The organism is Symbiobacterium turbinis (assembly GCF_055383075.1).
Genome location: NZ_AP042433.1, coordinates 1,709,505 through 1,729,644, shown reverse-complemented (window position 1 = coordinate 1,729,644; position 20,140 = coordinate 1,709,505). Strand labels below are relative to the sequence as shown.

General features: G+C 65.2%; 16 protein-coding genes and 1 pseudogene. 13 read left to right on the top strand and 4 right to left on the bottom strand.

The window, feature by feature from the left end; translation table 11 throughout:
- Nucleotides 1-11: 11 nt before the first annotated feature.
- Complete coding sequence (locus ACZ45O_RS08250) at nucleotides 12-2,474, bottom strand: hypothetical protein (RefSeq protein WP_464857339.1); 2,463 nt, start codon at nucleotides 2,472-2,474, stop codon at nucleotides 12-14.
- Complete coding sequence (locus tag ACZ45O_RS08245) at nucleotides 2,471-4,153, bottom strand: DUF2357 domain-containing protein (RefSeq protein WP_464857337.1); 1,683 nt, start codon at nucleotides 4,151-4,153, stop codon at nucleotides 2,471-2,473. The genes ACZ45O_RS08250 and ACZ45O_RS08245 overlap by 4 nt, the downstream gene beginning before the upstream one ends.
- A gap of 207 nt (nucleotides 4,154-4,360) precedes the next feature.
- On the opposite strand from ACZ45O_RS08245, the gene ACZ45O_RS08240 reads away from it, so the two are divergent.
- Complete coding sequence (locus ACZ45O_RS08240; protein WP_464857335.1) at nucleotides 4,361-6,205, top strand: DNA glycosylase family protein; 1,845 nt, start codon at nucleotides 4,361-4,363, stop codon at nucleotides 6,203-6,205.
- Between the two features lie 186 nt (nucleotides 6,206-6,391).
- Here the strand turns inward: ACZ45O_RS08240 and ACZ45O_RS08235 are convergent, their stop codons facing one another.
- Nucleotides 6,392-6,826, bottom strand: a complete 435-nt coding sequence (locus tag ACZ45O_RS08235; protein ID WP_464857333.1) for a very short patch repair endonuclease — start codon at nucleotides 6,824-6,826, stop codon at nucleotides 6,392-6,394.
- A 269-nt stretch (nucleotides 6,827-7,095) separates the two neighbouring features.
- Between ACZ45O_RS08235 and ACZ45O_RS08230 the strand changes: the two genes are divergently transcribed.
- A complete protein-coding gene (locus tag ACZ45O_RS08230; protein WP_464857331.1) occupies nucleotides 7,096-8,214 on the top strand; it encodes a DNA cytosine methyltransferase in 1,119 nt (372 codons plus the stop codon).
- A 259-nt stretch (nucleotides 8,215-8,473) separates the two neighbouring features.
- Here ACZ45O_RS08230 and ACZ45O_RS08225 read toward each other — a convergent pair whose 3' ends face one another.
- The gene (locus ACZ45O_RS08225) at nucleotides 8,474-9,325 is read right to left on the bottom strand and encodes a GIY-YIG nuclease family protein (RefSeq protein ID WP_464857329.1); all 852 of its coding nucleotides are present in this window, start codon (nucleotides 9,323-9,325) and stop codon (nucleotides 8,474-8,476) included.
- Nucleotides 9,326-9,509: 184 nt separating this feature from the next.
- Here ACZ45O_RS08225 and ACZ45O_RS08220 point away from each other — a divergent pair.
- From ACZ45O_RS08220 to ACZ45O_RS08170, 11 genes and pseudogenes are all read left to right on the top strand, one after another.
- Nucleotides 9,510-9,635, top strand: a pseudogene (locus ACZ45O_RS08220) (IS256 family transposase); the annotation flags it as partial.
- Between the two features lie 11 nt (nucleotides 9,636-9,646).
- Nucleotides 9,647-9,961, top strand: a complete 315-nt coding sequence (locus ACZ45O_RS08215; protein ID WP_464857327.1) for a hypothetical protein — start codon at nucleotides 9,647-9,649, stop codon at nucleotides 9,959-9,961.
- A gap of 8 nt (nucleotides 9,962-9,969) precedes the next feature.
- Nucleotides 9,970-10,224, top strand: coding sequence for a hypothetical protein (locus tag ACZ45O_RS08210; protein ID WP_464857325.1), 255 nt, complete (start codon nucleotides 9,970-9,972; stop codon nucleotides 10,222-10,224).
- A gap of 178 nt (nucleotides 10,225-10,402) precedes the next feature.
- Nucleotides 10,403-10,639, top strand: coding sequence for a hypothetical protein (locus ACZ45O_RS08205; RefSeq protein ID WP_464857323.1), 237 nt, complete (start codon nucleotides 10,403-10,405; stop codon nucleotides 10,637-10,639).
- Nucleotides 10,640-10,838: 199 nt separating this feature from the next.
- Nucleotides 10,839-11,327 carry a hypothetical protein gene (locus ACZ45O_RS08200; protein WP_464857321.1) on the top strand — a complete coding sequence of 163 codons (489 nt, stop codon included), beginning with the start codon at nucleotides 10,839-10,841 and terminating at the stop codon, nucleotides 11,325-11,327.
- A 411-nt stretch (nucleotides 11,328-11,738) separates the two neighbouring features.
- Nucleotides 11,739-13,034, top strand: coding sequence for an IS110 family RNA-guided transposase (locus ACZ45O_RS08195; protein ID WP_464857319.1), 1,296 nt, complete (start codon nucleotides 11,739-11,741; stop codon nucleotides 13,032-13,034).
- Between the two features lie 585 nt (nucleotides 13,035-13,619).
- Entirely contained in the window at nucleotides 13,620-14,909 is a 1,290-nt protein-coding gene (gene ltrA / locus ACZ45O_RS08190) for a group II intron reverse transcriptase/maturase (protein WP_464857317.1), read from the top strand.
- A gap of 83 nt (nucleotides 14,910-14,992) precedes the next feature.
- Complete coding sequence (locus tag ACZ45O_RS08185; RefSeq protein ID WP_464857315.1) at nucleotides 14,993-15,616, top strand: TetR/AcrR family transcriptional regulator; 624 nt, start codon at nucleotides 14,993-14,995, stop codon at nucleotides 15,614-15,616.
- A gap of 17 nt (nucleotides 15,617-15,633) precedes the next feature.
- On the top strand, nucleotides 15,634-16,173 hold the full coding sequence (locus ACZ45O_RS08180; protein ID WP_464857313.1) for an ABC transporter permease: 540 nt from the start codon (nucleotides 15,634-15,636) through the stop codon (nucleotides 16,171-16,173).
- An 88-nt stretch (nucleotides 16,174-16,261) separates the two neighbouring features.
- Complete coding sequence (locus ACZ45O_RS08175; protein ID WP_464857311.1) at nucleotides 16,262-17,446, top strand: copper amine oxidase N-terminal domain-containing protein; 1,185 nt, start codon at nucleotides 16,262-16,264, stop codon at nucleotides 17,444-17,446.
- A 15-nt stretch (nucleotides 17,447-17,461) separates the two neighbouring features.
- Nucleotides 17,462-19,984 carry a hypothetical protein gene (locus ACZ45O_RS08170; RefSeq protein WP_464857310.1) on the top strand — a complete coding sequence of 841 codons (2,523 nt, stop codon included), beginning with the start codon at nucleotides 17,462-17,464 and terminating at the stop codon, nucleotides 19,982-19,984.
- The last annotated feature ends 156 nt before the right edge of the window (nucleotides 19,985-20,140 follow it).

The window sequence follows — 20,140 nt, the reverse complement described above, 5'->3', positions numbered from 1 at the left end:
TGTCACCGCGCTTAGGCGAAGCGCGTGTGCCCGACCTTCGCCGCCCGGTCCAGCATCTGGGCGGCCTTGGCCGCTGTGCGCTCGAACCGGTCCCCGGCCCATGCCAGGACCGCCTCCAGCGGCGGCTTCACCCGGTTGAGCGGCCCGTGGAACTTGGGCAGGACCTTCATCATCACGGCGGCGTCGAACGCCTCGTCCTCCGAGAGGGCGGTGGCGAAGGGCGACTCCCGCAGGGCGCCCATGAAGGCGAGGATCTCGTCCACGACCCGGTAGCCGAAACCGAAGTCGTGGGGGAGCAGCCTTTGGTTGAGGTCGTCCAGCAGCGCCACGTACTCCCGCCGGCTCCGGCCCCAGCCCGCCACGTCGGCCTTGGTGATCTGGGCGAACCGGCCGCTCCGGGTGAAATCGGCCAGCAGGGCCTCCTCCACGTCGCCGACCTGATCTGGCAGGACGGCGCCGTCCAACCCGGCGGCCGCGGCCGGAGGCTCCACCGCGGGCGGGTAGTCCGTCAGGTCCACATCGCGCACCTCGATGGTGAACGCCCGGTCCAGGACCTTCGGGCTGAAAGCGAAGGTGGTCTCGTCCGTGTTCACCGTGCCGATGAAGTACACGTTCGGCGGCAGCCGGAGCCGGGGCGGCACCCGAAGCCCGCCGGAGGCCAGCACGTCCTCAGCCTGGCCGTGCAGGAGGATCTCGCCCCTGGTGAAGCCGTCCTCCCGCCGGCCGGTCTCCAGCACGCTCAGGATGTCGGCCAGGTAGTACTCGACCCGGGCCAGGTTCATCTCATCCAGCACGACGAAGTAGGGCCGGACGGCCTCCTCCGGAGGCTCGTCCTCGTCGTCCTCCGCATCGTCCTCCCACTCGCCACCTGGCCTTCGCTGGCGCCGTTCGTACTCGGCGGCCAGCTCCACGACTAGGGTAAAGGCGGCGCCGTCGGCCGGATCCAGGCCCAGCTCCCGCATCAGGGGGGCGCAGAGCTGCTCCAGAACTTCCCAGGCGTTCGCCAGGTGGGTGAATTCAAGTCCTTCCGACCGGCGGCTGATCGCCACGTTCGGCCGGCCCAGCGCACGGCAGGCGGCCCGTAGGATGCCTAGCTTGCTGACGGCGGGCACGCGGCCGGGTTCCAGGGTGGCCAGGGCCCGGATGACCCGGACGCGCACGGGGACGTCCACCCCGGCCAGCTGCAGGATCCGCATGGCGCCCAGCGCTCGCTCCGGCAGGGGCAGGGAGCGGTCAGCCAGGTGCTCGGTGGCACGGCGGAGGGTGGCCGCGTCCACGCGCATCTGGCCCACGGGGCGGAGCCGCCCGATGCCGTTGTACCAGTCCTGCCACAGGTGGCGAAGCTGGTCCTCGGTCCAGTTCCCGTCGCCGACGGCCTCCAGAGCTTCCCGGTGCCGCTGGAGCCGGGTCCGGATCCCGGCCTCGCCCAGCCGCTGCCGGATGTAGTCGGGCAGGTCCTGGCCGCGGGCCGGGGCTTTCCCGCCCCGGTACTCCTCGGCCGCCGCCAGCAGCAGGCGCAGAAAAGGGGGTGCGGCGTACTCGCCCGTCACCGGGTTCCAGTAGCCCAGGAGCCCTGTGTTGTCCCGCCAGTCGGGCTTGACCGGCTCCAGGAGGAAGTGGTCGTCGTCCAGGCCCAGGGCGGCCGCGAACTCCTGGGCCAGCTTGGTCTTGCCGGTGCCGGAGAGGCCGGAGAGGATGACGAAGCCCTTGGCCTTCAGCGCCGCGTAGAAGGTGGCCACCTGCTCCAGGGTGAACCGGTAGCCCCGGCGGTGCAGCCGCTTGTGCAGGCGCAGGGCGGGGTCGGGCTGTTCCGCCGCAAACGGCGGGAGGGCGGAGCCGGGATCCGCGGGCCGACTGAGGCGCAGCCGCTCCAGCGCGGCGAGGCCGGCCGCCAGGAGGTCGGCGATCTCCCCGGCCAGCTCGGCTTCGCCGCCCATCCACTCCCCGGGGTCGAAACGGCGGCCGAGCATGGCCCGCTCGCCGCACTCCTGCCTGCCGAACCAGGCGGGCTCCCGGCCCCAGGCCTCCGCGAGGGCGGCCTGCACCGCGGCGCGGTCGGAGCCCGGGCCCTCGTTCCACCAGAGCAGCCCGGCGAAAACGGGCCCCGGCCGGAAGAGGCGGTCATCCTCGCTCCCCAACGGGATCCGGATGGCCAGTCCGACCGACCCCTGGTTGCGGCGGAAGAGCATCACCCGCTCGAAACGGCTGAAGCGCTCGCTGGTGAAGGACTTGAAGTAGATGACCATGCCCTGGATCTCGACCTGCGGCGTCTCGCCGTAGTACCGGACCCGCTCCAGACTGACCAGGAACCGCCCGAGCGCCGTGCGCTCGATGGCCGGCCACTGCGCATCCGGGACGCCCAGCCGCTGCAGGAACGCCCGCACGCAGGCCAGGGTGAAGCGCCGGACCAGGGCGATTGCCTCGGGTGCCTCCAGCGCCGTGCCCGACTGCCAGACCGAGAGGAAATCGTTCACGCCTCATGACCTCCCTCCGGGCGGAGCGGGATCGCCCCGACCCCTTCGAAGTCTCCATGGATCAGATCGCGCAGCGTCAGGTCCGACCGGCGCCGCCGGGTGCGCCGGTCGTAGAACACGGCCCGGTCGCCGGGGTAGAGGGCGACCGCCGCCCTCACCCCCAGGGCGTCACGGTAGGTGTGCATCTTGTACAGGTCCGCCGCCTGGGGCGAGGCCTCTGCCCGGTCGGGATCGTCCAGGCCGGGCCCGTCCGCCTCGGCCCGGGGAGCGTCCAGCCGGAACTTGGCGTCCAGGACCAGCTCGACGCCGGCAGGGCCGATGAGGGTGAAATCGGGACGGAGTCCGAGGCTGTAGCTCTGCCGGCCGCCCCGCGCCGGCCGGTTAAAGACCAGCTGCCACGTGCCGTCGCCGAAGCGGGCGGCGGCGTTCCAGTCGAGACCGCCGGTCTCGTCGGTGCGCAGGTGCATGGCCGCGGGGCCCAGGTCGGCTTCCAGGGCCGCGATGAGCCGGAAGAAGCACCAGTACTCGTAGAGGGTGGCGACGTCCCGGGCGGCGATGGCCCGGTCGAGCCCGCGGCCGAAGGGCGACCGGCCGGCGAGAAACTCGGGGTAGAGCGCCCACAGCTCCCGGTAGCCGTCCTTGCCGTGAAGCACCGTGGAGGTCTCGGGCACGTGAACCAGCTCGCCCACCTCATCCCACCAGGGCCAGGCCAGCGCCTCGCCCAGCTGGGCGGCCAGCGCGCGCAGCTCAGGTCGGAGCGCGCTCTGCCCCATGCCGGGACGGGCCAGAAGCGCGAGGGCGCCGTCCACGGCCCGGAGGAGCGAGACCAGGAAGTGGCGGACGAAGCGGTTCTCGTGGGTGTCGAAGGTCTCCTCGGCCCGATCCTGCAGCAGCCGGACAGGCAGGACCGCCCGGTCCCCGTACTGGAACCAGCCGCCAGTATGGGGGGCGGCCCACCCGTACCCCCCGGCGACGCCGCCCTCACGCCCGGCTGCGGCGGCTGTCGCCCAGCTCTCGGGGTGGGTGAGCACCCACCGGACCGCGGCGCCGTCCAGCCGGGTGGCCCGGGCGACGGGCAGCACGACCTCGTCCCGGACGAGGACCCGGTGGGGGCTGCGCTCGATGGCCGCCAGCGCCCGGCGAATGGTCCGCCCGTGGTGGCGGAGGAAGTGAAGGGTGAAGAGCGGCGACGGCGGCCCGCCGTGGGCGCGGGTGGCGTGGGCGGTGGGGCCGGTGACGTTGAAGGGGAGGGTGAGGAGGGCGTCGGTGACCTCCTGCACCATCGCCCGGTAGAGGCGGGGGTAGTCTGCCAGGGTGGGCCCGCTCAGCTTGTGGCTGACCACCTCTACCGGCAGGTCCGGGACCGGGGCGCCGGCGAGCCGGATGCGGGAGGCGCCGAGGGCGTTTTCGTAGCGGAAGAGGTAGACGCCCGGCGCGACCGGCCGGACGGGCTGGTCGCCGATGAGGAGGGTGACCTCGTCCTGGGGAGGTGGCGCCACCGTAACGCGGTACTGGGACCACTCCCAGAGGATGAAGGGGGAGAGGCCTGGCAGGGCTTCGGCCAGGTCGGGCCGGTAGGCCGGCGAGGCGGTCGCCGGGCCGGTGTACTGGTCGAGGGTGACGGTGGCGTGGGGGGAGGAGTAGACGAAGGCGCCTGGGCGGTACTGCCATCCGACCACGGGGGTCACCTCCTGGGGGGCGTCATGGGGTATCTTCGCAAGACCGTGGTGGGAATTCCTTCATGGGCTGACCATAACCGTGGGTGGTGACAGCAGGCTGTCACTACCTGGAGCTATACTTGTGTTGCTAGGTGATCATGTCCGTGTAGAGTGTTGGCAGGGACTCCCTTGGATGTTTGGCCAATAAAGATGTAAATGGTCTCCAAAATGGTCTCCAAGAACGGCCTGCAGTTGCCGCCATACCTCTGGGTGCTGGGGGGTAAGACGATGCAGATCCGGGTCGAAATCTGGCTTGCGGCTGCCAGCCTGCACGACAAGGGGCACGAGGTACTGACCACTGAGCAACTGCAAGACGAGGTAAGACACCTGTTTGGCGACGAGCGCCCTGGGGTGTTCACGTTCATCACCGCCCATGCCAACGCGTCCGCACCCAAGGGAGCGACCGTCGTGTACAACTATCTGTTCAGGGCAGGGCCCGGGGCGCACCGCCTCTGCCGTGTGACGGACCCTGTGCATCCCTCTCGCGCCGGCCGTCCCCTGTGGCCGGACCATGCCGAGGTGGACGAGCGGTTCTGGCCGCTCTGGCGAAAGTGGGTGGCGTGGCAGCAGGGGTCCGGCCCGGTGGACGCGGACGTTGCGCCTGTGAGCCAGCGGGTCGCGCTCGGGTCGGCGCCACCACGGGAGGGCGATGGGTCCGCCCCTGAACGGCTGGCGAACTATGTCCGGAGCCTGCCTGACTTCACCATGGAACGTTCGCCGGCGGCCGGGTACGACCACATGGGTGCCATCATCACGGAGGCGATCCTGCAGGCGGGCATCAACTACCGCAATGTCGTCCTGCCCCGCGTCGAGCGGCTGCGCCGGGATTACCCGCAGGCGCGGACGACCAGTTCGTTTGCGGACTTGCTGCGCACCGTGGGTGCGGGTGAGTTGCTGCAGTTCAGTGGCGAGAAGCTGGATCGGGTGGAGGCGCTCACCAGGTTCTTCGCGGACGAGCGGGTGGAGACGGAGGCGGACCTGCGGGCGTGGCTCTCGGATGAGGCCAACCTGGCCCGGCTGCGGCAGCTCCCGGGGATCGGGCCGAAGACAGTGGACTACCTGCAGATTCTGGCCGGGCTGGACACAAGCGCGGTTGACCGCCACCTGGCCCTCTTCCTGAAACAGGCGCGGGTGGCGGCCAACACGTACGGGGAACGGAAGGCGATTATCGATGCCGCGGCCGAGGAGCTTGGCGTCGACCGAGCGGTACTGGACTACAGCATCTGGAGGTATATGGCCGATCGATCAGGGCGGGGAAGCGGCCCTGCGGCCGAGGTGGTCGATAATGATGACGCTGTCGAGGATGACGTGGAGGCGGCCCATTATCTGCTCTCCAGCTATCGGGAGGCGATGCTGGAGCACTTGCTTATCGGCGAGCTGATGCGCAAGTCGTGGCCGATTCCGCTGGAGGTGTACAAGCCCCAGGTCGATGCGGTGGGCGTTGACCTGCTGCTCGTGCGGAATGGCGTGACGCGGGCCGTGCAGCTGAAGACGTCCAAGATCGGCGCCCGGACGAGTTCGGTCAACGTGCATACGAGTTTGTGGAACCGCCCCAGACCCTGTGTCATCTGTTTGCTGTTCGATACGGATACCCTTGAACTGAAGGAATTCTTTTGGCTGTGGGAACCCGGGCAGCCGCTGCCGCCGGTGGATGAGCTGGAGGCACGTGAAGGCGAACGCGCAGGGATACAAGGCCTACCGCCCGGCGTTGCGGGTGGTGCCGAAGCGGTATTTCAAGCGGTTGACGTCGGTGGAGGAGTTGCTAAGGGAGCTATTTTATGTCGAAGCTATAGGGTAACACACTTAGGTGATGGTAACCCCGGAGATACAGGAACCATCCGGCGAGGAAACTGCGGTGCTCGAAAACCAGGACCTTGTGGTGGGATATTCACCGAAGAGGCCCTTCCTGCCCGCACGCAAGCCAGTCTGGTGCGTTGGCTACCATGGCATCGAGCACATCTTCAGCCTTGCCTTGGAGCACGGGGTTGTTGCACGTACGATGGTGGCGGCTGATGGTTGAGGCAAGATCCATCCTGGGCACTATATCGCACACGACGGCATCTGCGCGGGCCTGTAAAGCACGAAAGAAATCCTAGGTTCCGCCGGATCCGTCATACGTCGCCCCCGGAGATAAGTAGCAACTGTGTGTCCTTAGGATGTGTTACCTGCCGTGCCGCACCTGCTGCCCAGACCATCCGATTACCCGGAGTCATCCTTGACGGCCGTTGCGATCTTATCCAGACAACCTTTCAGATCCTGGTGGACTTCGTGTTCCCATACTCTGATAACAACCCAGCCTTCGTCTGCCAACTGTTTGTTTACCTTCTCGGCACGAGTCTTATTACTGGAGATTTTCGCAAGCCAGTAGTCTTGGTTCGTTGAAGGGATTCGGCAACATGTAGGACAACCATGCCAAAAACACCCGTCGATAAATACAGCAACTCTGCGCTTAGTAAAGACTATGTCTGGTGTTCCGGGGATATCGGCGACGTGAATTCTGTACCCACGAAGTCCTGAAGTCCACAGTGCTCTTCTTAGGAGAACTTCGCACGCTGTGTTTTTTGATTTGATTTGTCGCATAATCCGCGAGCGATCTGCTTTGGTCACTGTGTCTGCCACCTTGCATACCTCCATCCGACTCGCCGTGAGGGCACCCATGGTTTGGCTGCCTGACTGTGAACCACTTTGGTGGGGCTGCCTTGACGACTATGGATTTTTCCATATGAACTGGAATTCGATGGTCGTCCGAGACCTTGTTGGGCAGCCCCCACACGCAGCCGAAAATCTGTTCCCCTGCTATGGCAGGAATGACCTGGGTGTCCAGCGAAGACAGTCTAGGGTCTGTCTTCCCCCTTCCACAGGATATGTGTAGGAGACCTACTCTGTAAGGGGTGTAGGTACGATTGAAAACCTTTGTGGAGTTCTTTGCTGGGATTGGACTTGTTCGCGAAGCGCTGGAGCAAGCGGGGTGGCGGTGCGTCTTCGCCAATGACATAGACCCAAAGAAGGAGCAATTATATACCAAGAACTTTGGAACCGACCATTTTGTGCTTGGCGATATCGATCAGCTTGACCCTGCTGTTGTACCACCTTCGATGTTGGCTACCGCCTCGTTTCCATGCATCGATCTGAGTTTGGCAGGTGCGAGACGCGGACTCGCTGGGAAGCACTCAGGGACATTCTGGGCTTTCGCGCGCATTTTGAAGGAAATGGGACCGGAACGTCCGCCCCTAGTGATGCTCGAGAACGTCCCCGGGTTTCTAACTTCCAACAACGGGTCTGACTTCATTGCAGTGATTGAGGCGCTAAACGACTTGGGTTACCGGTGCGATGCCTTCCAGGTTGATGCCATCCATTTTGTACCTCAAAGTAGAGCTCGCATCTTTGTTGTTGGAGCGCTGGGGGAAATAATGCCCCGGTACGGAACGGCGATGTGGGGAAGACCTACCCAGTTCCTTCCCCCTGCCCTTAGGAGATTGATCGCTAAGAACTTACATCTTAATTGGGGTGAGATGCCACTCCCTCCACTACCGAGCCGGAAGCAACATCTGAAAGACATTCTGGAGGATGTGCCAGACGACTCTGACTTATGGTGGCCCGCGGAGGAGGTCAAGAAGTTACTTGACTCGATGAGTGAGCTGCACCGAAGAAAGGCCGCGGAGATGGCTAGAGGCGAGGACTTCTCCTACGGGACCGTCTATCGTCGTGTTCGTGATGGCGTCTCACGCGCCGAGTTGCGTACCGATGGTGTAGCGGGTGCTTTGAGGACGCCGAGGGGTGGGAGTAGCAGACAGTTTCTTTTTATGGCGGGTCGGGGCCAATATAAGGTCAGGGTTCTTACTGGTAGAGAGTATGGTCGGTTACAAGGTGTCAGAGATTCGTACCGTTTGGACGGCATATCCGAGAATCACGCGAGGTTTGGCTTTGGCGACGCTGTCTGCGTTCCCGCGGTTGTGTGGATCGCGGAGAACTGCCTGAATCCACTCGCCGAGGAAATCATGCGGGCTATGAGGTCGGCCTGATCTGGTCTACGCTGACCTGTTCAGTCCACGGAACCAGCCCCACAGGATACTTGCCTGGGGGGCTGGTTCATTTCTGCAAACAAGAACTAAGGACATGTGAGCTACAATAGGATGTTGGTAGGAAGCACTCCCTGGAGGAAGTCCGGTACGTTATCGTCGGCCCATGTAGTGAGGTACGGCCCCAAGTCAGATAACATGTGCTCGACCAACTGAAACGCTTGCTAGAGCTGAGAAGGGGATGATCTGTCCTTGCGTGATGCTAGTCGTTTTCGCTACCCGATGCTCGCATTTCGACCTTGGCTTCTCCTCCAAGTTCCTCAAATCGAGTTCTGGCAAGCCACTCCAGCCTTCTTGCCTGGGTGAGCAACGTTCTGCGGAGGCCCTGCGATACCTCTCTTTCGCTTACCACTTGGGCCAACCTCGCGATGGTGGCCGCGCGACGGGCTATGCGTAAGTCTGGATCAGTCCGCCATTCATACAGTTCATCGGGAACAATACGCTTCCTATACGACTTGGGCAACTTGATGGCCGGTTTCGGAGCGATGCCTTTCTCGTTCAGCACAGCTCCAAACCGCGACTTCTGGAGTAACATGGTATACACGGCGTACTCAGCAGCATCCAGTGTGGCCTGGATCGAAGGGTCCTTCCTGTTCTTCTCCCATTTTTCCTGCAGGCCGAAGAACGGCCACACCTCAATTTCAAGAACTTCGAAAGGATCGAGTACGCTCATAGCTACTGCATCCGTCCTCTGGTTGGTCAGATGTCGCCGGATGCGGACGCGGAGCGATTCGCGTGTCTGTCCCACGTAGATGGGTTCTCCGTCATAGTCGTAGAACGCATATACGCCGAACTTGCAATCACACACTCGGCGATTGAGGTCATCTTTTGTCTGCCTAAAGAAGTCGTCGATTCCTTTGCGTAGGAGGCGCACTTCGCGAGTCGTCTTGCTAGGACGGGCGCTGAGTCCTAGAGTTGCTTGTCTAGCCCCTGACGCTCTTGGCATGTTCCCACCTCGGAAGGAGACAAAGTCGCTTTCGAACCTTCTACATTCATAGCCATGTCTCCTGTCAACGTTATTACTATTCATGGAAAACTTGTTGTGTTTGATCACGAGACTGGGCCACTGTGATCATACATGACTGAGCTGCAGTCCACAGTAGTGGTGTAACAAGCACCCCGGCTAGATGGTTACTGCCGACGACCATCTAGGGGGTGCAGGGATCACTTGACATAGGTGGTCACCTTTGGGTTCCATGCGAAGTAGGGCAAACACATCGCAAAGGAGGTTCCCGCAGGTGACCACTTTTCGGATCGCATTGGAGGAGCTTCTGCGCAAGACCGGTGTGGATGACTTCGACTTCCTTCGGGAAGGGTTGCGGGGGCTCGCCCAGGGCCTCATGGAGCTGGAGGTCTCCCAGCGGAGGACACCAACTTGAACATCTCGGATCGGCTGCCGGAGGCGTACTTCGAGGAGGTCGAGGTGTGGCACCCGGGTGCGCTTGCGTCCCAGTGGATCTCCATGGAGCGCCACCTGTGGAAGATCGAGAACTACCCCGCCTTCCTGGAGGTCCGCCGGGCGCTCCTGGCCGAGGAGCTGAACCGGCGGATGGCCGAGCTGCTCCACGGCGAGACGCGGTGGCTGGAGGGCGTTCCGGCACCAGCGGCGCCTGTGGCTCTGGCGGCGCCTGCGCCCGTGGTTCTTAGCGGGGGGGGGCGGAGGATGAGGAGCAGGTCCTGGCGGAACTGAACGCCTAGATGAAGGCGCAGGGTCTGCCGGCCGGGATCGTGGGCTACGACTTCGCCGATCCTGGGACCGGGCAGCAGAAGGCGGTCTTCGACCTCGCCTGGCCCAACGGCATCCAGGAGGGGCTCAGTCAGCCGGTGGCGGTGCTCCTGAACGAAAGCAGCGAGGTGCTTGCCATCGCCAGCCAGGCAGGCTTCCGGTGCTTCACGACACCCGGAGACTTCCGCCGTTATGTGGAATCGGAAATTCTGGCTGCGGCCGACTAAGCCAGGACGTACAACGCTCTCACCAGGATCATCCAGCCCAAGCGTCGACATGCAACGTTCACTCGGTCGGGGAGCGAACGGGCGACGGACGGAGATCGTGGCCCGTCACCCGTGCCCGCAAAGGTTCCAGCATACGTCGCACGTCCTCTCACGCAACTGCAGAAGGGTGGTCCCGCACATGGCTTTCCGCGCCTTCATCTGCGCTCCGAACCGTTCCTGGGATCCCTTCCACGTCCGCAACGAAGCCGTGGGCGTCCTGGTGGTCTACGACGACGGCAACTACGACTGCAAGTTCAAGACCGTTGAGGACCAGGGCGAAGTGCTCACGATCCTCGACGGCGTGAACTGGGACAACCCCGAAGTGGCCGACTGCATCCGGGAGCGGATGGACAGACCCCCGACCTGCGCCTTCTGAGAAGTGGAGGTGCGGGAAGGAGACACCGTCGACACCATCTTCCAGCGGATGCTGGACGCCGAAAAGGCCGCCGACGAAGAGCGCTAACCCATCGCCGCAACTCCACCGTCGGCCCCCGACTCCGCCGTGCGGATCCGGGGGCCGATGCGCGCGTGAGCGTGCGGCCAGCGCGGCCCTGGTGGGCGGAGCCATCGCGAGCGTGCGCCACTGGATCGCCTACCGTCGCGGCGAGATCGACGGCCGGCAGTGGGCGGCGGAGACGGGGAAGGATGCGCTGCGGGCCGCCGCGAAGAGGGCGGGGGCTGGCTTCGGCGGCGTCCTGATCCGCTACGGGGGCCTCACCGGGCTGGCGAAGTCCAACGTCACCACCGCGCTCGCCGCCGGCGTCATCGACATCGGCGCCACGACCCTGGCGTACGTGAAGGGCGAGATCTCCGGTGACGAAGCCCGCGACCGCATGATCAGCACCGGCGTCTCCACGGTGGGCGGCATGTACAGCGCCTACCTCGCCAGGGCGCTTCTCGCCTCCAACCCCGCCGTGTCCGTAGCCTCCAAGGCCGGGTACTGGCTGGCATCCTCCATCTACCAGTCCTGCCGGGCGATCGCGCAGGAGGCCGAGCGGCTCGAGGCGCTCTGCGCCGAGGCCGTCCGCTTCGTGCGCCCGGCATGGGCGCTGACTTGGCGGTGAGAGTCCGCTGCGGGCGAGGCAGCACGAGCCCGCTAGCCAAAGGCAAGGGTGTCCGTCGCGAGGCGGAATCTGGAGGAAGCCGGAGGCAAAGCCACGACCCGAGGAACACGAACCTCATACGAGGCTGTGCCGCCTGGGTGAGCTGGCGAACCACAGCAAAACCCGAGGCTGCCAAAGGGCGGTGCAGTAGATGGGGCGGGTGCGGGGCGAAGGTCAGCGTCCTTACCCGGGGAGGTCTGCCGGGAACGCCAGCAACGCTGGTAACCCGGGCCGAGAGGCCCGGCTGAACCGGCAGAAGTCAGCAAAGCAGTCCTGTAATGATGTAGGACGGCGTTGAGAAAAGTAAAGGCCTCCTGATACGGTAGGGTGTGAAAGGTAATCACCACTCGTAACAGGAGGTCACGGAACGCAATGCAATTGAAGCAGCGAGCCAGGAAATTGGCCCTGGTCCGAGGTGAACCCACGGTGGTGGTCGGTATCGACATCGCCAAGCGGAAGCACTGGGCCTGGGTGGTCGACGGAGTGACCGAGGTGCCCGTGGGCAGCCCCTTCCATTTCCAGAATAGCAGGGAAGGGTTCGACCGTCTACTGGGAAAGATCGCACGAGCGAAGGAGAAGGCTGGTGCTACCCGCGTGGTGGTGGGGATGGAACCGACCGGGCACTACTGGAAGCCGCTGGCGTGGTATCTCCAGCAGGTGGGCTTCACGGTGGTCATCGTCAACCCGGCCCATGTCAAGGCGAGCAAGGAACTGGACGATAACTCGCCCACGAAGAACGACCGTAAAGACGCCTGGCTCAACGCCCAGTTGGTCCTGCAAGGCCGGTTCTCCGTGCCGTATCTGCCAGACGGGGTCTATGCAGAACTGCGGATCCTAACCCAGGCCCGGCAGCAACACCGGCGGAAGCTGAACGTGGCCCTGAACCAGCTGCAGGCGCTCCTGGACGAGTACTTCCCGGAGTACACGGAGGTGTTTGCCGACCCGCTCGGTCAGGCGTCGCTGTATGTGCTGCAGTACCGGCCGTTTCCACAGGACGTGCTGGCGGTGCCGGTGACTCAGCTGGCGGCGGAACTCCGGGCTGCCAGCAACCGGCGGGTCGGGCTCCGGCGGGCCCAGGACCTGCAGGAAGCGGCTCGGCGGTCTATAGGGGTGCCGTACGGGCTGGACGCCGCCCGGCTTCAGCTGCGGCAGATCCTCCAAGAAGTGATCTTTTGGAAGGAACGGTTGGCGGAGACGGAGGCGGCAATGGCCGAGGCGTTGGAGAAGACGGGCCTCGCCCAGTACCTGCTGAGCGTGCCTGGGGTCGGTGTGGTGACCGCTGCTGCCTTCCTAGGCGAGGTAGGCGACCTGCGCCGGTATGCGGATTGGCGGCAACTTCGCAAGCTGGCGGGCTACAACCTGACAGAGAACACGTCGGGGCAGCGGGACCGCAGCCGGACGCCCATCAGCAAGCGCGGCCGGCCTGGACTGCGCCACGTGCTGTACCAGATGGCGATGACGGCGGCCGCCAAGAACCGGGAGTTTCGAGCGCTGTACAAGCACTTCAGGACTCGCCAGCAGAACCCGCTCAAGGGCAAGCAGGCCCTGGTGGCGCTGGCGTGCAAGCTGTTGCGGGTGCTGTTCACCCTGGTCAGGAAGCAGTGTAGCTATGATCCGGCCAGGGCCTTGGGGGCCTGGCGGGCGGAGCAGTTAGGTCTCGCCGCCTGAGAGGGCGGTGTGCCGATAGATGTGCCGCTTTGGGTGGGGGAAGCCGACTATGGCTGGAAGGGCATGACCCTGCAGCAGAGTACTAGCGCCCCACCCGCCCCCATTTAGGCAGGACGAAGGACTTTGAGGGCAAGGACCCCGGGAGACATGATAGGGTGGCCGGGGGCGGAGTACGTGGGACCCGTCCAGGCGGCAGCATACAGGGCATGTCTGAAGAGTCGCACGGGGCTCTTCTCTGCCACCCCACGTTTGTCTCGTACCAGAAGTCTGAGTCTTTCGCCCAATGGGTGTGTCTGAGCCAAGTGGCAGGACGCGAAATGGTGCGAACCAGCGAGATTGAGAGAGTTTGAGTGCATAACATCGAGATAGGCCATAGTACCGGCAGGGGGACGCCCCGACCGGGAAGGGCCGAACGTCAGGAGAGGGGTGAACCCGTTGCGTTCGAGCAGCCCGCGACAAACGCAGAAAACCCCGCACGGGGCCTGCTCGCCGGAGGTAGCGGTGAAGCCGCAAGGGACGGCGGGAGGGCGGAGTGGGCAGCCGGCACAAGGCGGAGCGTCACCCCGCGGGGAGCAAGGCAAGCTGATGGAGCAGGTGGTGGCCAGGCAGAACATGCTGGCCGCCCTGAAACGGGTGGAGCGGAACGGAGGCGCCCCAGGCGTGGACGGTGTCCCCACCGAACGGCTGCGGGACCAGATCCGCGCGGAGTGGGAGCGCATCCGTGAGGAACTGCTCCGGGGGACCTACAGACCGCAGCCAGTCCGCCGGGTCGAAATCCCGAAACCGGGCGGCGGCAAGCGGATGTTGGGTATTCCCACCGTGATGGACCGCCTGATCCAGCAGGCACTCCTGCAAGTACTGACGCCAATCTTTGACCCGACATTCTCCGAATCCAGCTACGGCTTTCGGCCGGGGCGGCGGGGTCATGACGCGGTCAGGAAGGCACGTCAGTACGTGGAGGAAGGGTACGACTGGGTGGTGGACATGGACCTGGAGAAGTTCTTCGACCGGGTCAACCACGACGTGCTGATGGCCCGCGTGGCCCGGCGGGTAACGGACAAGCGAGGGCTGCGGCTGATCCGGCGGTACTTACAGGCCGGGGTCATGCTGAACGGGGTAGTCGTGGCGACGGAGGAAGGGACGCCGCAGGGCGGTCCGCTGAGCCCGCTGCTGGCGAACATCCTGCTGGATGACCTCGACAAGGAGCTGGAGCGCCGCGGGCACCACTTCGTCCGGTACGCCGATGACTGCAACATCTACGTCCGCAGCAAGCGGGCGGGAGAACGGGTCTACAGGAACGTGCGCCACTTCCGGCAGGAGCGGTTACGGCTGAAGGTCAACGAGGAGAAGAGCGCAGTAGACCGGCCGTGGAAGCGGCAGTTCCTCGGGTTTAGCTTCTACAAGCACCGGGGAGTGCGCATCCGGCTGGCCCCGAAGAGCCTGAAGCGCGTGAAGGACAAGCTTCGCACGCTGACGGACCGCAACCGCAGCCAGAGCATGGAGGACCGAATCCGGCGCCTGAATGCTTACTTGCGGGGCTGGGTTGGGTACTATGCGCTCTCCGATGCCAGGTCAGCCTTTGAAAGACTCGAAGGATGGCTGAAGCGTCGGCTGCGAGCATGCGTATGGAAGCAGTGGAAGCGTGTACGCACGCGCTTTCGGGAGTTGCGCGCCCTCGGTTTGCCCGAATGGGCAGTCTACCAACTCGCCAACAGCCGCAAAGGCCCGTGGCGGATGGCAGGTGGCCCACTAAACAGCGCCCTGGGCAACGCCTACTGGCGTGCCCAGGGGCTGATAAGCCTGACCGAATGCTATGAAGCGACTCGTCAATCCTGGCGAACCGCCGGATGCGGACCCGCATGTCCGGTGGTGTGAGAGGACGGGGGTTAGCCGCCCCCTCCTACTCGATTTCGCCCTCTCCCGCGATCCGCCCGTTGACAACGGGCCCGGCATCGCCCATGTCCCCCCGTCCGAAGAACCCGCCGCCGGACCGGCGGGCGGAGATCCTCGACGCCTCCCTGCGGCTCTTCGCCGAGAAGGGGTACGCCGAGGCCACCAACGCCGAGATCGCCAAGGAGGCCGGGGTCACCGCGGCGGCGCTCTACTACTACTTCCCCAGCAAGGAGGAGCTGTTCAGGGCCGCGGTGCGCCAGCACATCGGGCGGTTTGTCCCGACGCTGCGGGCGCTGACGGCGCAGGCGCCCGCGGACGCCTCCGGTCCGGAGGCCGTCGGGATGATCCTCCGGAGCGCGCTGGCTTTCTTCACGGAGGAGAAGACGCAGCTGGTGCTCCGGATCGTCCTGGCCGAGGGGCCCCGGCGCCCCGAGATCCGCCAGATCTGGATCGACCAGATCACCGGGATCTTCGAGTTGCTGGCCCCCTTCGTGATGAACGCCATCGCCTCGGGGCAGATCCGCCCCATCGACCCCCGGCTGATCTTCATCCTGCTCCAGGGCCCCATGCTGTCGACCGTGATCATCCGGGACCTGCTGCAGGTTCCCGCGCTGGAGGGGCTCACCAACGACGCCGTGGTCGACGCGGTCCTGGAAACCACGCTGGCTGGCCTTCGGACCGACGGCTGAGAGAGGAGGAACACGCCGTGTTCCAGCGCATCCTGGCCCTGGCCCAGAAGGAGTTCATCCAGATCCGGCGCGACCGGCGGAACCTGACGATGATGCTGGTCCTGCCGATCCTCTGGCTCATCCTCTTCGGCTATGCGTTCACCTTCGACGTGGGCGAAGTCCCCGTGGCCGTCGTCGACCGGAGCGGCACGACCATCGGCGCCGCCGTGGCCGACGCGCTCCGCAGCTACGACCGCTTCGTCCCCGCCGACCTGCCGGAACCGTCTGAGGCCGGCATCCGGGAGGCGATCTTCCGGGGCGAGGTGGTGATGGGCGTCCTCATCCCGCCCGGCTACGGCGACGAGGCGCATGCCGAGCTGCACATCCTGCTGGACGGGGCGAACCTCTTCGCCGCCCAGACCGCGGCCCGCCTGATCCCGAGCGCGCTGGAGCCCGCCCAGGAGGTTGTGCGGGCGGAGCTTCAGGCCCGCACCCGGGCGCATGTGGCGGAGCTGATCGCCGAGGCAGCCGAGGCGCGCAAGGCTGAGGTGCTCGAGGGAGCGGCGAGTCCGCCGTGACGCCCCTGCCGTTCCCCCGGGCAAACCTCTGCCCGGGGGTTTTCGTATTGGTTATGGGAGAACGAACAACATGGGGGAGTGGGAACCGATGAAGGGGGATCACACACGCCGTGCCAGGTGGCTGGCCTGGCTGATGCTCGCGGCGCTGCTCGTGCACGGGCCGGTGGGGGCAGGAGCGGAGGAGCCGCTGCAGCCGGAGGTGGCGGAGTACCCGGCTGAGAACTACGAACCCGGTCCGGGGTGGCCGGAGGGCTGGACGCCGCCGCCCCCGCCCGAGGGCATGTCGGAGCAGATGCGGGCGGAGGTGGAACAGGCGCTCCGGGACAATCCGGATATGTATGATCGGTACGACTGGTGGGTGTGGGATCCGCTTCCTACCTGGACCCAGGAGTATCCCTGGTACTGGGAGGAGGACTGGATGGTCTGCGGGACGACGATCCACGTGTACGCCTATCCGAAGCCGGATACGCGGTTGATCCAGCAGGTCTTCGACCGGTCGTACGTCGTGGGGCGGCTGCACCTGAAGCCGTGCAGGTATGAGCCCATGCAGTACATCGTGGCCGTACGGGAGTTGAGTGAGGAGGAGAAGCTGGCCGAGGGAAGGCGCGCAGAGTACCTGTATTGGGTGGACAAGTCCCACCCTGGATTGGGGCGAGACGATGGTAGTGAGAGCAACGGCAGCCCCGACTACATCTACGTCTACCTGAACCAGGGGGACGCGGCGAAGCGGTTTGACACGCCTGCGTACCTGGACACCGCGGTCAACCGTGTGCGGGTGCCGATTCGGTTTGTCAGCGAGATGATGGGTGGTGAGGTGTCCTGGGATCAGGATAACCGACGGGTAACGATCCGTTTTCCAGCCATTACCCGTGAGACCACGATGGTGGTTCCTGTTCCTGGATATGATTACGCTGATCTGTTTGATCCTGAAGAGTACCTTCCAAACGGCCACCGATTCTCGTTGGAGAAGCAAACCGTCAGCACACCGGAACGTACCATCGTACTGACCATCGATCACCCGGTCGCCATGGTAGATGGCCGGGAGGTGTTTTTGGACGCCCCGCCGGTGATTCGGAACGACAGGACGATGGTGCCCGTTCGGTTCATCGCAGAACAGTTGGGTGCCAAAGTCTACTGGGTTGGTGCTGAACCCATCTTCCGGCTCGACGATGGGAGCATGTCGGGCAGGTACCAGGTTCACATCTTCACGCCGTTCTTCCCCCTGTACGAGTACCCCAGCTGGTACCTGGAAAACCGGGCTGTGAGGTACTAAGGGGGTGGGCGAATCATGAACTGGCGACGTTGGGTTGCGGGGGGTCTTGTGTTCTCTCTTTTCCTGTTACCCGGACCCGCGGCGCTGGCCGAGGACTGGATCACCAAGGGCGGTTCGCCGCAGCGCATGTCGACGATCTCTGATCCGCAGGGCTTGATCGAGCTAAGACCGTATTGGGAGACAGAGCCGTTGGGGGAGAGTGCGTCCCAGCCAGTTGTTGTGAATGGAGTGATCTACCATCTGGCAGGCTCTTACCTCTGGCGGCTGGATCTGGATGATCTTCAACGACCGGTTGGTGAAGCCGTCGCAGTCAGTGATCCGGTGAAGCGGAAGAGAGTCGAGTTCAACGTGGCACCTGGGGGCGCGTTCATCGCCCCGCAGTCCAGCCCCAGCTATAGCCCGCAGACTGGTATTCTGTATTTCGGAACTGGCTATGGTTGGCTCTGGGCGTACCACACCACAGAAGGCTGGTTTCGACCCGCCGAACTGGACTTGGGTTGCCCTATTGTGGGCTCGCCGATCGTCATCCACCACCAGGGAAGGGATATCGTCGTAGTCGCCGATCGACCCAACTACCCTGGGGAAGAGTCGCGGCCAGAGGGTCGACCACCTTGCCCCAGGAGTCATGGAAAGGTGTGGGTGATCCAGGCTCTGGACGATCCCAGTCGCATTCCCCACGTGCAGCATTACGAAGCGGCAACCACCAAGCAGGATGATGGTGGATTCGGCGGGTTCATCACTCCCTCCGCAGTGCTGGCGCCAGCCCATGGCGAGAACCCCAGTTTCGTCATCGGTACCGATGGCTTCGAGGGCGGACGAGCGGTGCGACTGGCTCTTGACCGGAACAACGACTACCGCCCCTACTTGGTATGGACGGTTGACGGTCCCGCTGGCTTTGCCGGCAACTTCACTTCTGACGGAACCAACGCGTACTGGCTGGACACTCGCGGGTACCTGTGGGGCGCGTCGCTGGCCAAGGGGCGCGAACCCGAGGGTTGGTCCAGCTACTCCATTTCCCTGCCCGCCCTCATCGGCGCCAGGAACGCCTTCACCAACACCGAACCCGCGGTCGAGGTCCGCCAGACCCCCGACGGCCCCAAGACCCACCTCTACGTCACCCTCCGCAACTACACCGACACCGGCGCAGGCCTCCGGGACGGCCCGACCGGCAGCGACGGCGCCGTCGTTGCGCTGGGCCCCGGCGGCGAACTGAAGTGGTACCGCAAGTTCGGCCCGGCGGACCGGCTGGGCGAGCGGATGGCCTCCCTCAACACCGCACCGCTGGCCCTGACCAGCCGGGGCGCGCTCATCTTCGGCGACGTGAACGGCCACATCTACAGCTACGCGCTGGACACCGGCCAGCCGGCCGGGGGCGACGGGCGGCCCGCGCTGATCCAGCCTGAAGGGCGGGCGCCCACGGACCGGCTGTTCCTGCTGAAGGGCGACGAGCAGCCGAACACCGGCCCCTACAACTTCTCGCAGGTCTCGGGCGTCGGCGTCGATCCGGCCTTCGCCCACGGTCTGCTGCTCGTCGGCGTCAACTACGCCGACGCTTCCGGGACCTCCGGCCGGCTGGTGGCCTACCGGGCCGGCGAGGCCTACGACCTGCGGTGGCTGGATGAACCGGGGCCCCTGGAGCTGGAGCCGGGCAAGACAGTCGCCCTGCAGCCCCGGCTGCAGCTGGAGCTGACGGCCCGGACCCTGGCCGCGCTCTGCCCGGGCCCGCTGTCCGTCGAGTGGTTCCTCACCGACGAGAGCGGCAAGCTGGTGCGGTCCCTGGGGACGGCGCCGCTGCCCGGCGACCTGGCGCCGCAGCAGCCCCACCCGGTGCCGCTGGCCGTCGCCCTGACCGAGACCGACCCGGCGGTAGGGCAGATCGTGGGCATCATCGACCTGCCCTCCGTGTACGCCCTCAGCGCGCCGCACACGGCCAACCCGAAGGTGGCGGCGGCCCGGGGCCTCGCGGCGGCGCTGGGGCTTCCGGCCGAGAAGAGCTGCCTCGGTGCGGCGGCCGAGGTGGTGGAGCGGGAGGGGGAGCCGGGTCCGGAGGGCGGCCTGGCCAACAACGTGCTGATCGTGCCGTACCGCAACCCGCAGCCGCCCGACGAGCCTGAGCGTCCGCGCGAGGAGGGTGGAGGCGGGAAAATGATCATCGACGACCCGTGGGTGGCGGAGCTGGCGGTGCCGGGGGTGGCGGAGGCAGGCCGGCCGTTTGAGGTCGGTATCTACCTGGGTTACCAGAACAACCTGGGTCAGGACGAGATCCGGGTGCCGCTCCGGCTGTGGGCGCGGCCTGCGGGGGGCGCATCACCGCCCCCGGACGTGTGGCAGATGGTGACGATTGACAAGGTGCCCTGCTGCAGCCTGAAGCCGGGGACGATCCCGGGGCTGAGCGTAGGCATGTGGGAGATCATCGCCGAGATCGACTACCCGGCTGACACCCGGCCGGACAACAACCGGGTCATCCGGAGGGTGGAAGTGCTGCAGGTGAAGCCGGGCGAGAGCGGCGGCGCGGAGGGCGGGGCCATCACGGACTGAACGCGGGACACCAGACCAATGCGCCCCGTCCCAGGCCTTGCCGGGCCCCACATTGGCCCTCACGTATGGATGGACACCTTGCACGCCTGGACAAAGGACCGTGCGTGCACGGCTGCAGGACCTGCATGACCAGGTGCAAGGCGTACATGACCAGGT

Coding starts and splice junctions, on each gene's coding strand:
- ACZ45O_RS08195 (WP_464857319.1), top strand. CDS start 11,739: ATGCAATTGAAGCAGCGAGCCAGGAAATTGGCCCTGGTCCGAGGTGAA.
- ACZ45O_RS08175 (WP_464857311.1), top strand. CDS start 16,262: ATGAAGGGGGATCACACACGCCGTGCCAGGTGGCTGGCCTGGCTGATG.
- ACZ45O_RS08205 (WP_464857323.1), top strand. CDS start 10,403: ATGGCTTTCCGCGCCTTCATCTGCGCTCCGAACCGTTCCTGGGATCCC.
- ACZ45O_RS08170 (WP_464857310.1), top strand. CDS start 17,462: ATGAACTGGCGACGTTGGGTTGCGGGGGGTCTTGTGTTCTCTCTTTTC.
- ACZ45O_RS08210 (WP_464857325.1), top strand. CDS start 9,970: ATGAAGGCGCAGGGTCTGCCGGCCGGGATCGTGGGCTACGACTTCGCC.
- ACZ45O_RS08235 (WP_464857333.1), bottom strand. CDS start 6,826: ATGGAGGTATGCAAGGTGGCAGACACAGTGACCAAAGCAGATCGCTCG.
- ACZ45O_RS08240 (WP_464857335.1), top strand. CDS start 4,361: ATGGTCTCCAAGAACGGCCTGCAGTTGCCGCCATACCTCTGGGTGCTG.
- ACZ45O_RS08185 (WP_464857315.1), top strand. CDS start 14,993: ATGTCCCCCCGTCCGAAGAACCCGCCGCCGGACCGGCGGGCGGAGATC.
- ltrA (WP_464857317.1), top strand. CDS start 13,620: ATGGAGCAGGTGGTGGCCAGGCAGAACATGCTGGCCGCCCTGAAACGG.